Annotated in this window: 27 protein-coding genes; 26 read left to right on the plus strand and 1 reads right to left on the minus strand. The window is 45.7% G+C overall.

Annotated features, from left to right (window positions below):
• Positions 1-205 precede the first annotated feature (205 nt).
• Together rpsL and rpsG are read left to right on the plus strand one after the other, a co-directional pair.
• Entirely contained in the window at positions 206-619 is a 414-nt protein-coding gene (rpsL, locus tag BLQ88_RS16110) for a 30S ribosomal protein S12 (RefSeq protein WP_026350530.1), read from the plus strand.
• Positions 620-739: 120 nt separating this feature from the next.
• Entirely contained in the window at positions 740-1,207 is a 468-nt protein-coding gene (gene rpsG / locus BLQ88_RS16115; RefSeq protein ID WP_090152008.1) for a 30S ribosomal protein S7, read from the plus strand.
• A 61-nt stretch (positions 1,208-1,268) separates the two neighbouring features.
• Here the strand turns inward: rpsG and BLQ88_RS36745 are convergent, their stop codons facing one another.
• Positions 1,269-1,436, minus strand: coding sequence for a hypothetical protein (locus BLQ88_RS36745; RefSeq protein ID WP_176885003.1), 168 nt, complete (start codon positions 1,434-1,436; stop codon positions 1,269-1,271).
• On the opposite strand from BLQ88_RS36745, the gene fusA reads away from it, so the two are divergent.
• From fusA to map, 24 genes are all read left to right on the plus strand, one after another.
• A complete protein-coding gene (fusA, locus tag BLQ88_RS16120) occupies positions 1,435-3,555 on the plus strand; it encodes an elongation factor G (protein WP_090152011.1) in 2,121 nt (706 codons plus the stop codon). The two genes, BLQ88_RS36745 and fusA, sit on opposite strands and share 2 nt — an antisense overlap.
• 132 nt (positions 3,556-3,687) lie before the next feature.
• On the plus strand, positions 3,688-3,993 hold the full coding sequence (rpsJ, locus tag BLQ88_RS16125; RefSeq protein WP_015813787.1) for a 30S ribosomal protein S10: 306 nt from the start codon (positions 3,688-3,690) through the stop codon (positions 3,991-3,993).
• Positions 3,994-4,276: 283 nt separating this feature from the next.
• Complete coding sequence (gene rplC, locus BLQ88_RS16130) at positions 4,277-4,897, plus strand: 50S ribosomal protein L3 (protein WP_090152013.1); 621 nt, start codon at positions 4,277-4,279, stop codon at positions 4,895-4,897.
• A 4-nt stretch (positions 4,898-4,901) separates the two neighbouring features.
• Positions 4,902-5,531 (plus strand): 50S ribosomal protein L4, encoded by a 630-nt coding sequence (rplD, locus tag BLQ88_RS16135; protein ID WP_090152016.1) that lies wholly within the window; start codon positions 4,902-4,904, stop codon positions 5,529-5,531.
• A 2-nt stretch (positions 5,532-5,533) separates the two neighbouring features.
• Positions 5,534-5,821 carry a 50S ribosomal protein L23 gene (rplW, locus tag BLQ88_RS16140; protein WP_015813790.1) on the plus strand — a complete coding sequence of 96 codons (288 nt, stop codon included), beginning with the start codon at positions 5,534-5,536 and terminating at the stop codon, positions 5,819-5,821.
• A 37-nt stretch (positions 5,822-5,858) separates the two neighbouring features.
• Positions 5,859-6,686, plus strand: a complete 828-nt coding sequence (rplB, locus tag BLQ88_RS16145; protein ID WP_090152019.1) for a 50S ribosomal protein L2 — start codon at positions 5,859-5,861, stop codon at positions 6,684-6,686.
• A 7-nt stretch (positions 6,687-6,693) separates the two neighbouring features.
• Positions 6,694-6,972 carry a 30S ribosomal protein S19 gene (gene rpsS / locus BLQ88_RS16150; RefSeq protein ID WP_090152022.1) on the plus strand — a complete coding sequence of 93 codons (279 nt, stop codon included), beginning with the start codon at positions 6,694-6,696 and terminating at the stop codon, positions 6,970-6,972.
• A gap of 50 nt (positions 6,973-7,022) precedes the next feature.
• Positions 7,023-7,397 (plus strand): 50S ribosomal protein L22, encoded by a 375-nt coding sequence (gene rplV, locus BLQ88_RS16155; protein ID WP_090152025.1) that lies wholly within the window; start codon positions 7,023-7,025, stop codon positions 7,395-7,397.
• Between the two features lie 19 nt (positions 7,398-7,416).
• Positions 7,417-8,241, plus strand: a complete 825-nt coding sequence (gene rpsC, locus BLQ88_RS16160) for a 30S ribosomal protein S3 (protein ID WP_090152027.1) — start codon at positions 7,417-7,419, stop codon at positions 8,239-8,241.
• A 44-nt stretch (positions 8,242-8,285) separates the two neighbouring features.
• Complete coding sequence (gene rplP / locus BLQ88_RS16165) at positions 8,286-8,714, plus strand: 50S ribosomal protein L16 (RefSeq protein ID WP_019941740.1); 429 nt, start codon at positions 8,286-8,288, stop codon at positions 8,712-8,714.
• A 39-nt stretch (positions 8,715-8,753) separates the two neighbouring features.
• Positions 8,754-8,948: a 50S ribosomal protein L29 gene (gene rpmC, locus BLQ88_RS16170; RefSeq protein ID WP_015813796.1), complete on the plus strand. Its 195-nt coding sequence runs from the start codon at positions 8,754-8,756 to the stop codon at positions 8,946-8,948.
• A gap of 14 nt (positions 8,949-8,962) precedes the next feature.
• Positions 8,963-9,226, plus strand: coding sequence for a 30S ribosomal protein S17 (rpsQ, locus tag BLQ88_RS16175; RefSeq protein ID WP_090152030.1), 264 nt, complete (start codon positions 8,963-8,965; stop codon positions 9,224-9,226).
• Between the two features lie 2 nt (positions 9,227-9,228).
• Positions 9,229-9,597, plus strand: coding sequence for a 50S ribosomal protein L14 (rplN, locus tag BLQ88_RS16180; protein ID WP_015813798.1), 369 nt, complete (start codon positions 9,229-9,231; stop codon positions 9,595-9,597).
• A gap of 47 nt (positions 9,598-9,644) precedes the next feature.
• Positions 9,645-9,986 (plus strand): 50S ribosomal protein L24, encoded by a 342-nt coding sequence (gene rplX, locus BLQ88_RS16185; protein ID WP_019941742.1) that lies wholly within the window; start codon positions 9,645-9,647, stop codon positions 9,984-9,986.
• A gap of 74 nt (positions 9,987-10,060) precedes the next feature.
• Complete coding sequence (rplE, locus tag BLQ88_RS16190; RefSeq protein WP_019941743.1) at positions 10,061-10,615, plus strand: 50S ribosomal protein L5; 555 nt, start codon at positions 10,061-10,063, stop codon at positions 10,613-10,615.
• Positions 10,616-10,644: 29 nt separating this feature from the next.
• Positions 10,645-10,914, plus strand: a complete 270-nt coding sequence (rpsN, locus tag BLQ88_RS16195) for a 30S ribosomal protein S14 (RefSeq protein WP_015813801.1) — start codon at positions 10,645-10,647, stop codon at positions 10,912-10,914.
• A 77-nt stretch (positions 10,915-10,991) separates the two neighbouring features.
• Positions 10,992-11,390 (plus strand): 30S ribosomal protein S8, encoded by a 399-nt coding sequence (rpsH, locus tag BLQ88_RS16200; protein ID WP_026350532.1) that lies wholly within the window; start codon positions 10,992-10,994, stop codon positions 11,388-11,390.
• A 21-nt stretch (positions 11,391-11,411) separates the two neighbouring features.
• A complete protein-coding gene (gene rplF, locus BLQ88_RS16205; protein WP_090152035.1) occupies positions 11,412-11,969 on the plus strand; it encodes a 50S ribosomal protein L6 in 558 nt (185 codons plus the stop codon).
• Positions 11,970-12,016: 47 nt separating this feature from the next.
• Positions 12,017-12,370: a 50S ribosomal protein L18 gene (rplR, locus tag BLQ88_RS16210; protein WP_090152038.1), complete on the plus strand. Its 354-nt coding sequence runs from the start codon at positions 12,017-12,019 to the stop codon at positions 12,368-12,370.
• A 14-nt stretch (positions 12,371-12,384) separates the two neighbouring features.
• Positions 12,385-12,900, plus strand: a complete 516-nt coding sequence (rpsE, locus tag BLQ88_RS16215) for a 30S ribosomal protein S5 (protein ID WP_090152040.1) — start codon at positions 12,385-12,387, stop codon at positions 12,898-12,900.
• A gap of 33 nt (positions 12,901-12,933) precedes the next feature.
• Positions 12,934-13,113, plus strand: a complete 180-nt coding sequence (gene rpmD / locus BLQ88_RS16220) for a 50S ribosomal protein L30 (RefSeq protein WP_090152043.1) — start codon at positions 12,934-12,936, stop codon at positions 13,111-13,113.
• Positions 13,114-13,125: 12 nt separating this feature from the next.
• On the plus strand, positions 13,126-13,572 hold the full coding sequence (gene rplO / locus BLQ88_RS16225; protein WP_015813807.1) for a 50S ribosomal protein L15: 447 nt from the start codon (positions 13,126-13,128) through the stop codon (positions 13,570-13,572).
• A 60-nt stretch (positions 13,573-13,632) separates the two neighbouring features.
• A complete protein-coding gene (gene secY / locus BLQ88_RS16230; protein ID WP_090152046.1) occupies positions 13,633-14,946 on the plus strand; it encodes a preprotein translocase subunit SecY in 1,314 nt (437 codons plus the stop codon).
• Position 14,947: 1 nt separating this feature from the next.
• On the plus strand, positions 14,948-15,745 hold the full coding sequence (gene map / locus BLQ88_RS16235) for a type I methionyl aminopeptidase (protein WP_090152051.1): 798 nt from the start codon (positions 14,948-14,950) through the stop codon (positions 15,743-15,745).
• Positions 15,746-15,751 lie beyond the last annotated feature (6 nt).

Below are 15,751 nucleotides of genomic sequence, written 5' to 3' on the forward strand. Positions count from 1 at the left end.
TGTTCCTCAAAACTGCCCATTCGATCCAAAACTAACGGTTACTTCCTGACAACCGTCAATGGAGAAAGGTGGGGAGAGTGTAAAAAAAGTTGTTAACGGTTTGTAAATCAAGGATGGTTTATTAATTTTGCAGTCCGATTTTTCGGGAAAAGTGTTTATATAACAAACGGCCGATTAGTTAATCGTGTCAAAATCAAATTGTTAAATGCCTACTATTTCACAATTAGTCCGTAAAGGTAGAGAGACCATTACATGGAAATCCAAGTCTCCGGCTTTGGATTCATGCCCTCAGCGCAGGGGCGTGTGCACCCGGGTGTACACTACTACGCCTAAGAAACCGAACTCCGCACTTCGTAAGGTAGCGCGTGTTCGTCTTTCGAACAACAAGGAGGTGAATGCCTACATTCCAGGTGAAGGCCACAACCTGCAAGAGCACTCGATCGTATTGATCCGCGGTGGTCGTGTGAAGGATTTGCCAGGTGTTCGTTACCACATCATCCGTGGTGCATTGGATACTGCGGGTGTTAACGGACGTAAACAACGTCGTTCTAAATACGGTGCTAAGCGCCCGAAACCAGGACAAGCTCCGGCAGCACCAGTAAAAGGTAAGAAAAAATAAAAAGTAACTCTCTCTGCTTTTATTAAGTAATTCAATTCTTATAAAAGGGAAGTAATCCTGGCAATTACCCCAGGGTGAATAAGTTGCAAAACGAAACCTCGTTAAAAACATTAAGACAAAATGAGAAAGTCCAAACCAAAGAAAAGATATATCCTTCCTGATCCGAAGTTCCGGGACGTACAGGTTACCAAGTTCGTTAACAACCTGATGTACGAAGGAAAGAAAAGTATCGCATTCACCATCTTCTACGACGCATTGGAACTGGTTGAGAAAAAAACCAGTGAAAGCGGCCTGGAAACTTGGAGAAAAGCATTGAACAATGTTACTCCTTCTGTGGAAGTAAAGAGCCGCCGCGTTGGTGGTGCTACTTTCCAGGTTCCTACCGAAGTTCGTCCGGAGCGTAAGCAGTCACTCGGTATGAAATGGTTGATCAACTACGCACGTAAGCGTGGTGAGAAAACCATGGTTGACCGTCTGGCTGGCGAAATTATCGCTGCTGCGAAAGGTGAAGGTGCTGCTGTGAAAAAGAAAGACGATACGCACCGTATGGCAGATGCCAACAAAGCGTTCTCGCACTTCCGTTTCTAATCAGGGAAGCAAGAATACAATGGTCGGGAGCCTGGTTAATCCGGGTTCCCGATTTTTTATTTTAAGGTTTTTGTAAAAATAACTTTTCCTTAATTGTTTTTATACTCAACAATTTATACTTTTGCGCTCTGAATTTTGAAAACCAGCGATTTGCGCTGAGCGAAAAATTCAAAACAGCTTCGCGCAGAATTGCACTTTGAATATATAAAAACACATCACCATCTGTCATGGCACGTGATTTAAGATTAACAAGAAACATTGGTATTGCTGCGCACATCGATGCCGGTAAAACAACAACAACGGAGCGTATCCTTTACTACGCAGGGGTTAGCCACAAAATCGGAGAGGTGCACGATGGTGCTGCTACGATGGACTGGATGGAGCAGGAGCAGGAGCGTGGTATCACTATTACTTCCGCTGCTACGACTGTTAACTGGAACTACCGCGACGAAAAATACCACATCAACATCATCGATACCCCGGGCCACGTGGACTTTACCGTTGAGGTAAACCGTTCACTCCGCGTATTGGATGGTCTTGTGTTCCTTTTCAGTGCAGTAGATGGTGTTGAGCCTCAATCTGAAACAAACTGGCGCCTTGCTAACAACTATAATGTAGCACGTATCGGTTTCGTAAACAAAATGGACCGTTCGGGTGCTGACTTCCTGAAAGTTTGTACGCAGGTGAAAGAAATGCTGGGCAGCTACGCTGTACCTCTTCAATTGCCGATCGGTGCAGAAGATACTTTCCGTGGTGTGGTTGACCTCGTTAACTTCCGCGGTATCGAGTGGAACGAAGCTGACAAAGGTATGACTTTCACCGAGGTGCCTATTCCTGACGATATGTTGGAAGAAGCTACCGAATGGAGAGAGAAATTGCTCGAAGCGGTTGCTGAGTTCGACGATACTTTGATGGAAAAATATTTCGAAGATCCTAACTCGATCTCGGAAGACGAAATCCTTGCTGCATTGCGCGCTGCGACTATCAGCATGAAGATCGTTCCGATGGTTTGCGGTTCTTCTTTCAAAAACAAAGGCGTTCAAACCATGCTGGATTACGTGATGGCTATTTTGCCTTCACCGCTGGATCGCGAGAACATCGTTGGTACAGATCCACGCACAGGTAACGAAATCAGCCGTAAGCCATCAGAAACAGATCCTTTCTGTGCATTGGCATTCAAAATTGCAACTGACCCTTACGTAGGTCGCCTTTGCTTCATCCGTTCTTATTCGGGTGTGCTTGAATCAGGTTCTTATGTGTTGAACAACCGTTCAGGAAACAAAGAGCGTATCTCCCGTATCTTCCAAATGCACGCTAACAAGCAAAATCAGATCGATAAGCTTGAAGCGGGTGACATTGGTGCGGTAGTAGGTTTCAAAGATATCAAAACAGGAGATACCCTTTCTGAGGAAAAATCACCGATCGTTCTCGAATCGATGGTATTCCCTGAGCCGGTAATCGGTTATGCGATCGAGCCTAAGAAAGCTGCGGATAGCGATAACTTCTCGAAAGCGATCACTAAACTGATCGAAGAAGATCCAACTCTTCAGGTTGAATCTAATGAAGAGACTGGTCAGACGATCATTAAAGGTATGGGTGAGCTTCACCTTGAAATCATCATCGACCGTATGCGTCGTGAATTCAAAGTGGAAGTAAACCAGGGTGCTCCTCAGGTTGCTTACAAAGAGATCCTTACCAAGAATTTCGAACACCGCGAGGTTTACAAGAAACAAACGGGTGGTCGTGGTAAATTCGCCGATATCGTATTCGAAATCGGGCCACGTGACGATAACGAAGAAGGACAAGAGCCGAAACAAGGTTTGCAGTTTGTAAACGAAGTTGTGGGTGGTGCTATCCCTCGCGAATTCATCGCTCCTGTACAGAAAGGTTTCGAAGCTGCGATGGTCAACGGTGCCCTTGCCGGGTTCCCATTGGATTCCATGAAAGTGCGTTTGTTCCACGGTTCATTCCACGATGTCGATTCAGATTCACTCTCTTTCGAATTGGCTGCTAAAATCGGTTTCAAAGAATCTGCACGTCATGCAGGATCGAAATTGCTTGAGCCTATCATGCACGTGGAAGTTCTGACTCCGGACGAGTACACAGGACCTATCACTGGTGACCTTAACCGTCGTCGTGGTATCATGCGCGGTATGGACACCCGTAACGGTGCGCAGGTTATCAAGGCTGATGTACCTTTGTCAGAATTGTTCGGTTACGTAACTGACCTTCGTACAATGTCATCAGGCCGTGCTACTGCATCCCTGACTTTCGCTTACTACGAAATCGTACCGAATAACATCGCAGAAGGTGTTATCGAGAAGGCGAAAGGCCTCGTTAAAGCTTAATATAGATAATGCGTTGCAGGAGCCATTCTGTAACGCATTTTAATGATATAGCCTGTGAAGTAAATGGTTCTTTTGCAGGTGTAATTGTCGGGCAACCGGCGAGATTTTCTGAACCGGAAACAAACCAATACAATGAATCAAAAGATCCGTATCAAACTTCGGTCGTTCGACCACAACTTGGTTGACAAGTCAGCTGAGAAAATCGTTAAGGCAGTAAAGGCAACAGGCGCGGTAGTAAGCGGTCCTATTCCTTTGCCGACAAAGACAGAGAAATTCACTGTTCTTCGTTCGCCGCACGTTAACAAGAAATCGAGAGAGCAGTTCCAGCTTTGTACTTACAAGCGTTTGGTGGACATCTTCTCGACAAGCGCAAAAACGGTAGACGCTCTAATGAAGCTCGAATTGCCTAGCGGTGTTGATGTAGAGATCAAAGTTTAGTATTACCAGCTTATTCAGTTAAGCAATTACATAAATTGGATGAAGGTCCGGGTTCCTCTGGAAACCACATCTGAGCTCAGAAAAGCCTGACAGGCACAGGGTTACACCGATAACCAGTCAGCTTCTTCGAAAATGAGGTCAGATGTTCGTTCATCTGACCTTTTTTGCTGATTATCAGCGAGAAATATTTTTGGGCTGTTAGGATATAAAATTCGTTTTTTCTACCTTTGCAGTCCGTTTTAAAGAATAAGGGGTTTTTACCTGCTAAATTTAAATTTCAAACATGTCTGGTTTAATTGGTAAAAAAATCGGAATGACTAGTTTGTACAATGCTGACGGGCAGGCTCTGGCATGTACTGTGATCCAAGCTGGTCCTTGTGTTGTTACACAAGTTAGGTCCGAAGAAAAGGATGGCTATAAGGCTATCCAGTTAGGTTTTGGTGAGAAGAAAGAAAAGAACACCTCCCAGCCTCTGATTGGCCACTTCAAAAAAGCCAACACGACTCCCAAGCAAAAATTGGTTGAGTTCAAGGAATTCGAAGTGGAACATGAACTTGGAACTTCATTGTCTGTAAAGGACATCTTTGAAGAAGGCGAGTTTGTTGACGTAGTAGGATCTGCCAAAGGTCGTGGTTTCCAAGGTGTTGTAAAACGCCACGGATTCGCCGGGGTAGGTGGTCAGACACACGGTCAGCACAACAGGGCCCGTCACCCAGGTTCGATTGGTGCTTGTTCATTCCCATCACGCGTATTCAAAGGTATCCGTATGGGTGGACGCATGGGTAACAATCGTGTAAAGATTCAGAATTTGCGTATTCTGAAAGTGATACCTGAGCAAAACATTCTCGTAGTGAGTGGCTCGGTACCTGGTTCGAAGAATTCATTTCTAATCATTGAGAAGTAGTACGATGGAACTGTCCGTATTAAATATAAAAGGAGAAGATACCGGCAAGAAGGTAACTGTGTCTGAGGAAGTATTCGGCATTGAACCTAGCACGCACGCGATCTATCTCGATGTGAAGCTTTACCTGGCTAACCAGCGTCAGGGAACGCACAAATCAAAAGAGCGTGCAGAGATAAATCACTCTACTCGCAAAATCAAACGCCAAAAAGGAACTGGTGGAGCTCGTGCAGGTAGCATTAAGTCTCCGGTGTTCGTAGGTGGTGGTCGTATTTTCGGTCCACGCCCACGCACTTACGGTTTCAAACTGAACAAGAAAGTTAAAGCTTTGGCTCGCCGTTCGGCACTTTCTGTTAAGGCGCAAGCTAACGCCGTTTCGGTTTTGGAAGCATTCACTTTCGATGCGCCTAAAACGAAATCATTCCTGAATGTTTTGAATTCCCTTTCACTGGCGAACACCAAAACATTATTGATCCTTCCTGAGATCGATAACAATGTATACCTGTCGAGCCGTAACATTCCAAAAGCGAAGGTTACTACTGTTGACTCGGTAAATACATATGACCTGATGAATGCAGACCGTCTTCTGATAAGTGAATCTGCGATTTCTATTTTGGAAACCCAATTGAACAAATAACAATGAGTGTACTGAAACGTCCGATTATTACTGAAAAGGTAACGGCTCAGGGTGGTCAAGGTAAATACGCTTTCGAAGTCTCCCTTACTGCAAACAAGGTAGAGATCAAGAAGGCTGTTGAGAAACTGTTCGGGGTTACCGTAGAAAGCGTTCACACCATGCGTAGCATTGGTAAAAGCAAATCCCGCACATCGGGAGGTAAGTTTGTCACTGGAAAAACGTCAACGATCAAAAAGGCGATCATCACAGTAGCCGAAGGCGAAGCGATCGATATCTACGGAGAAGCCTAGTTGAACGATTTCAAATCATTAGACGAGTTAATAGCAAATGGCAGTTAAAAAATTAAAACCTACAAGTGCTGGTCAGCGTTTCCGCTCGGCTCCTACATTCGAGGAGATCACCGCGTCGAAGCCTGAGAAGAGTCTTCTGGAACCCATCAAAAGAACAGGTGGTCGTAACAGCCAGGGACATCGTACCATGCGATATATTGGTGGCGGTCACAAGAAAAAATACCGCGTTATCGACTTCAAAAGAAATCGTTTCGACGCTCCCGCTACTGTCCTTACAATCGAATACGATCCAAACCGCTCAGCGCGCATTGCCCTGATCCAGTTTGAGGACCAGGAAAAACGTTACATCATCGCACCAAACGGCCTGAAGGTTGGACAAGTTATCGTGTCTGGCAATTCGGTAGCTCCTGAGGTTGGAAATGCCCTTCCATTGGGATCTATGCCTGTCGGTACGATCGTACACAATATCGAATTGACGCCTGGTAAAGGTGGTCAGTTTGCAAGAAGCGCCGGTGCTTACGCGCAGCTGGTAGCGAGAGAAGGTGGTAAATATGCCGTATTGAAAATGCCATCAGGCGAAATGCGTATGGTATTGGCCACTTGTATCGCAACAGTTGGAGTTGTTTCAAACGCCAGCCACATGAACGTATCGCTTGGAAAAGCGGGGCGCAGAAGATGGTTGGGACGTCGTCCACGCGTACGTGGTGTTGCTATGAACCCTGTTGATCACCCAATGGGTGGTGGTGAAGGCCGTTCGTCAGGAGGTCAGCCTCGTTCTAGAAATGGTCAGTTCGCGAAGGGTCTTAAGACACGTAACCGCAACAAGCATTCTGAGAAATTGATTATCAGCCGTCGTAAAAAATAAGTAGAACATGGCACGCTCATTAAAAAAAGGACCATATATCGACTTTCGTCTCGAAGCCAAAGTTGAAACGATGAACAATGCATCGCGTAAATCTGTCATCAAGACCTGGTCGCGGCGCTCAATGATTTCGCCTGATTTTATCGGGCATACGTTTGCAGTTCACAACGGGAACAAGTTTATCCCGGTTTATGTGACTGAAAACATGGTAGGACACAAACTGGGCGAGTTCTCTCCAACCCGTAACTTCCGTGGCCACACCGCTAAAAAAGATAAAGGAAGAAAATAATTTGTCGACGTAGCTGGTCCTAACGGACGAGCCGATATCTGAAAAGAAACATGGAAGCAAGAGCTATATTAAAAGACGTGCCTACCTCTCCTCGCAAGATGAGATTGGTGGCCGACATGATTCGCGGACAGAAGGTCAGCAAAGCGTTGGCACTTTTGAAATTCCAACCGAGAGCTTCATCGCCGGTTTTGCACAAAGTTCTTCTTTCGGCTGTTGCCAACTGGCAGCAACTGAACGAGGGAGCGAAACTGGAAGACGCTGACTTGATCGTTAAAACCGTTTTCATCGACGGTGGACGCATGTTGAAGCGTTTGCGCCCTGCACCGCAAGGACGGGCACACAGAATCCGTAAGCGTTCCAACCACATCACAATCGTGGTAGACGACGCGTCGGTGTCAGTAAATGAAGCAGTAATCGAATCATAAGTAAAACGATCTATTTCGAATGGGACAAAAGGTTAATCCGATAGGTCTAAGACTAGGAATTGTTAGAGGATGGGAATCTAGCTGGTACGGAGGAAAAGACTTCTCTGACAAACTGGTTGAAGACGAGAAAATCCGTAACTACATCAAAGCACGTATCCCGAAAGGATCGATTTCAAAAGTAGTTATTGAACGTACATTGAAGCGCATCACGTTGACGATTCACACTGCCCGTCCGGGTATCGTGATCGGAAAAGGTGGTAGCGAAGTTGATAAAATCAAAGAAGAGCTTAAAAAGATTACAGGCAAAGATGTTCAGATCAACATCTACGAAATCAAACGTCCTGAAATCGATGCGAAACTGGTAGGCGAAGCTATCGCTCAGCAATTGCAGGCTCGTATTTCTTACCGTCGTGCGATGAAGCAATCGATCGCTTCTGCAATGCGTGTAGGAACACAAGGAATCAAAATTCGTTTGGCAGGTCGTCTGGGTGGTGCTGAAATGGCCCGTACAGAAGAATACAAAGAAGGACGTATTCCTTTGCATACATTGAGAGCGGACATCGATTACGCTATCTCCGAAGCACAAACTATCTACGGTAAGATCGGTATTAAAGTATGGATCTTCAAAGGTGAATTGTACGGAAAGCGTGACCTGACTCCAAGCGCAGCAACTGCGGCATCAGACAGAGCTGACAGAAGCGCAGGTGGTGGCGAGCGTGGTAACGATCGCGGAGGACGTGGCGACAGAAGAGGTGGCCGTGACAGAAACGATGGCGCTCCACGTGGCGAAGGCGGTGGTGGTGATGCAGATCGTCGCAAACGCAACAAGAACAAGAAGAAGTAATCAGATACTTTCCGGTATCAGACCGGTTCAAATAGATTAGAATCATGTTACAGCCGAAAAGGACAAAATTTCGCAAGCAACAAAAGAACAAAGGTTCGCACAACGGTCTCGCGACCCGCGGACATGAGATCGCTTTTGGATCGTTTGCAATAAAGGCACTGGAACCAGGTTGGTTGACTGCTCGTCAGATCGAAGCAGCGCGTATCTCGGTAACACGTGCGATGAAACGCGAAGGTCAGGTTTGGATCCGTGTATTCCCTGACAAACCGATTACCAAAAAACCTGCTGAGGTTCGTATGGGTAAAGGTAAAGGTGCACCTGAGTATTGGGTAGCTCCTGTTAAGCCTGGAACTATCATTTTCGAAGCGACTGGTGTAGCGCTGGATACTGCAAACGAAGCATTGCGTTTGGCTGCACAGAAGTTGCCAATTAAGACAAGGTTCGTCGTACGCCGGGATTATCAGGAATCATAGTAGTCCGAACGTATTTAGAACCGCTAATTATCAAAAGCAATGACTAGTAAAGAAATAAAGAATCTGTCGCAGGATCAGCTTAAAGAGCAGATCGCCCAAGAGAGAGAGCGCTTACTCCGGTTGAAATTTGCGCATGCTATTTCTCCAATTGAGAACCCTTTGCGTATTCGCGCCTCACGTAAGGAAATTGCAAGACTCTTAACCGAGCTGTCGGCTAAATCTAACCAACAGTAAACAGTTTAGAAATTATGGAGGCAACAGTAAGAAATTTACGTAAAGAGAGAATTGGCAAAGTGGTGAGCAACAAAATGGACAAGTCCTGTGTGATCACCGTTGTGCGTAAAGTGAAGCACGCCAAATATGGTAAGTTTATGACTAAAACTACCAAATTGATGGTTCACGACGAAACAAACGATGTGGGTATTGGCGACACTATCCGTGTAATGGAAACTCGTCCGCTTAGCAAAAACAAGCGTTGGAGAGTAGTAGAAATCCTTGAAAGAGCGAAGTAATCATGGTACAACAAGAATCAAGACTGTCAGTAGCCGATAACAGTGGCGCAAAAGAAGTACTCGTAATCCGGGTATTGGGCGGAACTGGAAAGCGTTATGCTTCGGTGGGCGATAAGATCGTCGTGACGGTGAAATCCGCTCTGTCTTCGAGCAACATGAAAAAAGGAACGGTTTCCAAAGCCGTGGTTGTACGTACTAAAAAAGAGGTACGTCGCAAAGATGGAACTTACATCCGGTTTGAAGATAATGCGGCAGTTTTATTGAACAACAATGATGAACCCCGTGGTTCACGTATTTTCGGACCAGTTGCCCGCGAGTTGCGCGAGAAGCAGTTCATGAAAATCGTATCACTGGCACCAGAAGTGTTGTAAGAAATCAAAACATCAGTATTTCTTTAAACTGTTAAGAGAATACCTCAATGGAAAGTACAAATAAAAAAGCACCGGCAAAATTGCACGTTCGCAAAGGTGATACCGTGAAAGTGATTTCAGGTAACGCAAAAGGCGAAACCGGCGTGATCACCAAGGTGCTTGTAGAAAAACAGAGAGCAACTGTGGAAGGTGTGAACATGATCACCAAGCACGTTAAGCCAAACGCGCAAAACCCACAAGGAAGCATCGAAAAACGCGAAGGCGCTATTCACATCAGCAACCTGATGGTAGTGGATCCTAAAACAGGTGAAGCTTCAAGAACAGGCCGTAAAGCGAACGACAAAGGAAAACTGCAACGCTTTTCGAAAAAATCCGGAAACTTATTGTAATCCGGATTTGCCGAAAGCAGTTGATTTTTATAACCAAGCGAGTGGGTCGGCAATCCACATAATCACTTTCAAACATGGCGACGCCTAGATTAAAAGAGAAATACGTTAGCGAAATCGTTTCGCAATTGAAGGGGAAATTCCAGTACAAATCAAGCATGCAGGTTCCCCGCTTGACAAAGATTGTTATCAACAAAGGTATCGGAGCTGCTGTGGCAGACAAGAAACTTGTTGACACCGGTGTGGAAGAGTTGAGCCTGATCACAGGACAGAAAGCAATAGCTACTATCTCCAAAAAGGCTGTTTCTAACTTTAAGTTGCGTGAAAACATGCCTATCGGAGCGAAAGTAACGCTTCGTGGTGACAAGATGTACGAATTCCTTGACCGCCTTACAACCATTGCAATGCCACGTGTACGTGACTTCAAAGGTATCAGCGACAAAGGGTTCGATGGACGTGGAAACTATACGTTCGGTGTGAAGGAGCAGATTATTTTCCCTGAGATCAGCATCGAGAAAGTGGCTAAAATCACTGGTATGGACATCACATTCGTGACCTCTACCAACTCTGACGAAGAGAGCTACGAACTGCTGAAAGCATTGGGAATGCCTTTCACCAACGCGAACAAATAAGAAAATACTACTAAGATTATTTACCGACAATGGCAAAAGAATCAGTAAAAGCACGGGAGAGAAAAAGACAAGCGCTAGTAGAGCGTTACGCTGAAAAACGTAGCAAGTTGAAAGCTGCCGGTGACTGGGTTGGTCTTGACAAGTTACCACGTAACTCTTCTCCTGTACGCCTGCACAACCGGTGCAAAATCACCGGAAGACCTCGCGGTTATATGCGTAAATTCGGAATTTCCCGGGTACTCTTCCGCGATATGGCGTCAGATGGAAAAATTCCAGGAGTTACAAAATCAAGTTGGTAAGAATACTTTCAATTCTGATTTCAATTACTTAACTTTGCACTCCCGTTCAAAAGGGGGTGTTTAAACTTGGCATAAACATGTTAACGGATCCCATAGCAGACTATCTGACGAGACTCAGAAACGCTATCAAAGCGAAGCACCGGGTTGTTGAGATACCTGCATCCAACATAAAAAAAGAGATTACAAAGGTACTTTTTGACAAGGGGTACATTCAAAGCTACAAATTCGACGAGGTTGGTCCTCAGGGAGTTATCAAGATCGCTTTGAAATACAATCCTGTGACAAAGCAATCTGCAATTGTGAAATTGGAGAGGGTTAGTAAGCCTGGACTACGTAAATATTCAGGTTCATCAACACTGCCACGTGTATTGGGCGGCTTAGGAACAGTGATCATCTCTACATCGAAAGGTGTAATGACAGATAAAGAAGCTAAGACACTGAATGTGGGTGGTGAAGTGTTATGTTTCGTGTATTAATATTTAAAAGTTATTCAGGAAATGTCACGAATAGGAAATAAAGTTATCGTTTTGCCCGCAGGTGTATCTGTGTCGGTTGCAGAAGATAACGTAGTATCTGTAAAAGGGCCGAAAGGCACTCTTACCCAGGCAGTAGATAGCGATATCACTGTGGAGGTTGAGGGTAGCGAACTGAAAGTTACGCGTCCTACTGAACAGAAGCGTCACAAAGCATTGCACGGTCTTTACCGCTCACTGATCAACAACATGGTGATCGGTGTAGATGCAGGTTACAAGCGTGAGCTTGAAATTATAGGGGTAGGTTACAAAGCGAGCTCGGCGAACAACGTTCTCGAACTTCAATTGGGTTACTCGCACAACATTTTTATGGCGATCCCGGAAGAAATCAAAGTGGTTACGACCTCAGAAAAAGGTCAGAACCCTAAGGTGATCCTGGAAGGTATCGACAAGGAATTGATTGGTGCAGTAGCAGCGAAAATCAAATCTCTCCGCAAAGTTGAGCCTTACAAAGGAAAAGGTATCCGTTTTGTTGGTGAAGTGGTCCGTCGTAAGGCAGGTAAGTCTGCTTCTAAGAAATAGTGCGTAGCCACCGATCAATGTTATAAACAAGTAAGATAAGATTAAAGATGGCTAACGTAAAAGCAGATAGAAGACAACGCCTGAAACTTCACATCCGTAAGCGGGTGAAGGGAAGCGCGGAGCGCCCAAGACTTTCGGTCTTCCGTTCCAACACAAGCATCTACGCACAGATTATCGATGATATCAAGGGCATTACCCTTGCAAGTGCATCTTCGGTAGAGCTGGGAGGCAGAAAAGAAAACACTAACGTGGAAGTTGCTGCTCAGGTAGGTAAGAAAATTGCTGAAAAAGCACAGGAAGCAGGTATCCAGGCAGTGGTTTTTGACCGTAATGGATATTTGTACCACGGTAAGGTAAAAGCATTGGCCGACGGAGCTCGTGAGGGTGGCCTGAAATTCTAAGTATAACAAAGACTATGTCTACAAATACAAGACCTTCAAAGGTTAACGAATCAGACCTGAAAGAGCGCGTTGTAGCGATCAACCGGGTTGCAAAAGTAGTAAAAGGTGGTCGTCGTTTCTCCTTCTCTGCCATCGTGGTAGTAGGAGACGGAAACGGAGTTGTAGGTTACGGATTGGGCAAAGCCAACGAAGTAACTGACGCGATTGCCAAAGGAATTGACGATGCTAAGAAAAACCTGATCCAAATTCCTATGCTAAAACATACCGTTCCTCACGAAATGGAAGGTAAGTTCAGCGGCGGTTTCGTTCTGATCAAGCCGGCTGCTCCTGGTACGGGAGTACTGGCAGGTGGCCCGATGCGCGCGGTATTGGAAAGTGCAGGTATCAAAGACGTACTTGCGAAATCCAAAGGTTCATCGAACCCGCACAACGTAATCAAGGCTACAATTGACGCTCTTTTGAAAATGAGAGCTCCGCATCAGGTTGCTTTCCAACGTGGCGTTAAATTGGAAAAAGTATTCAACGGATAATCCTTCGGGATTATCCTCAATCTGAGAGCAATCATGTCAAAAGTACGTATTACACAAGTTAAGAGCACAATTGACCGCCCTGAGAACCAAAAGTTGACGATCAAAGCGTTGGGTCTTGGTAAACTGAACCGGTCTGTTGAGAAAGAAAACAGCGATGCCATTGCCGGAATGATCCGCAAGGTAAGCCACTTGGTTAAAGTTGAAGAAATTTAATATACGATTAGTATGAATTTAAGTTCATTAAAACCGGCTGCTGGTTCCGTTAAAGTTGGAAAGCGGGTTGGACGTGGTCAGGGTTCCGGTAAAGGGGGCACTGCTGCACGTGGACACAAAGGAGCGCAGTCGCGTTCAGGTTACAGCCGCAAGCTGGGCTTTGAAGGTGGTCAGATGCCTCTGCAAAGACGTTTGCCGAAATTCGGTTTCAACAACATCAACCGCGTTGAATACAAGGCGTTGAACCTGGACGCAATCCAGGCATTGGTTGAAAAAACCGGAGCTGCGGTAGTAACGTTAGATCTGATTCGTGAAAATGGTCTCAGCGCGAAGAATGACCTGGTTAAGATCCTTAACCGTGGTGAAATCACTTCTGCGGTTGAAGTTCAGGCTCATGGGTTTTCTGCTTCGGCTATCGAGTCGATCGAGAAGGCAGGTGGTAAAGCAGTTAAATTGTAATTTAGCTGCGATACCCGACAGAATTTGTTTACTTTGAACAGAGCGTTGTAAGCCCAGAAGATGAAACGATTTTTAGAGACTATAAAACACATATTTGCGATTGAGGAGTTGAGAACACGTATTCTCAACACTCTTTTGTTTATAACGATCTTCCGGTTGGGGTCTTACGTTGCGTTGCCAGGTGTTGAACCTGATCAAATGAATGTATCCTCTGCGGGGTTGTTGGGTTTGCTTGATACTTTCCTAGGTGGCGCTTTCAGTAAAGCGTCCATTTTTGCGTTGGGTATCATGCCTTACATTTCCGCTTCCATTGCGATCCAACTGTTGACTATGGCATTGCCATATTTCCAGAAGATGCAGAAGGAGGGGGAATCAGGCCGTAAAAAGCTGAACCAGATTACCCGGGTTCTGACTATCGTTGTTACACTTGTTCAAGGTACCGCGTATTTGAATACTACTGTACCTGACGAGGCTCTTCTGGTTTCCAGAAGCATGTTCACCATTTCGTCGGTTTTTGTACTGACGGCGGGTACAATGTTCTGTATGTGGCTCGGCGAGAGAATTACTGACAAAGGTATCGGTAACGGTATTTCGATGCTGATTATGATCGGTATCGTTTCTCGTTTTCCTGGTGCGATCTACAAAGAATTCGTATCGAGAGGTAGCGGCGGTATTCTGATCTTCGTATTGGAAATCGTTGCACTGTACTTTGTAATTATGGGTGCGGTGATGTTGACCCAGGCCGTTCGTCGTATTCCTATCCAGTATGCTAAGCAGGTGGTAGGTAACCGCGTAATGGGTGGTCAGCGCCAGTACTTGCCATTGAAATTGAATGCGGCGGGTGTAATGCCTATCATTTTCGCTCAGGCTCTGATGTTCATTCCTTCACTGGGTGCATCTTACTTCGCCGAGAAAAGTGATTTCGCCAGTAACGTAGCGACGATTTTCGCTAACTACACAACCTGGCAGTACAATCTCCTGTTCGCAGTATTGATTATTGTATTTACGTTCTTCTATACCGCGATTTCGGTAAACCCTCAGCAAATTGCTGATGATATGAAGCGTGGAGGCGGATTCATTCCGGGTGTTAAACCAGGTCAGCAGACTTCTGAATACATTAGCTCTGTACTCGACCGTATCACCTTCCCAGGTGCATTGATGCTGGCAGTAGTAGCTACTTTACCTGCTTTCGCGAGCCTTCTGGGAATTTCGACTGACTTTGCTCACTTTTTCGGAGGAACATCGTTGCTGATCATGGTAGGTGTAGTTTTGGATACTTTGCAACAAGTTGAAAGCTACCTGCTGATGCGCCGCTACGAAGGTTTGATGAAGTCGGGACGTGTAAAAGGGCGCACCGAGAGCGTAGCAATCTGAAATGATTTATCTTAAAACAGAAGAGGAAATCAACCTGATAAAGGTTAGTGCTCAGATCCTCGGCAAGGCACATGCGGAAGTCGCTACCTGGGTAAAGCCGGGTGTTACAACCGGTAAGTTGGATGCGGTAGCCGAGGAGTATATCAGAGACAATGGTGGAATACCTTCATTCAAGGGATTCAACAAATTTCCGGCTTCTCTTTGTATATCGGTCAATGAAGTTGTAGTCCACGGGATTCCCGGGGGCTACGTGCTAAAAGAGGGGGACATCGTTTCCATCGACTGCGGGGTTAAGCTGAATGGCTATCATAGCGACAGCGCGTACACTTACCCGGTGGGAGAAGTTTCCAAAGAAGTGATGAACCTCCTTACTGCAACCAAGAAGTCCCTGTATAAGGGAATCGAGCAAGCGGTAGATGGCTTTCGGATCGGAGATATTGGCCACGCGGTTCAGAGTTTTGTTGAAGACCGTGGCTATACAGTGGTGAGAGAATTGGTAGGACATGGGGTAGGCAGGGATCTGCATGAGGCTCCGGAAGTACCAAACTACGGAAAGCGAGGCAAAGGAATACGATTGAGAGAAGGAATGGTGTTGGCGATTGAGCCGATGATCAACCTGGGCGCGAAAGCAGTAGTGCAGGAGCGCGACGGCTGGACAATCCGGACCAACGACAGAAAGTATTCCGCGCATTTCGAACACACCGTGGTAGTGAGAAAGGGGAAGGCAGAAATTCTGACAACATTCGATTACATTGAAAAAGTGACGGCCAACACCAGCCTTATGGTTGAAGTACAGTAACAAACG

Origin of the sequence: Dyadobacter soli (genome assembly GCF_900101885.1) — a bacterium.
Lineage (GTDB): Bacteria > Bacteroidota > Bacteroidia > Cytophagales > Spirosomataceae > Dyadobacter > Dyadobacter soli.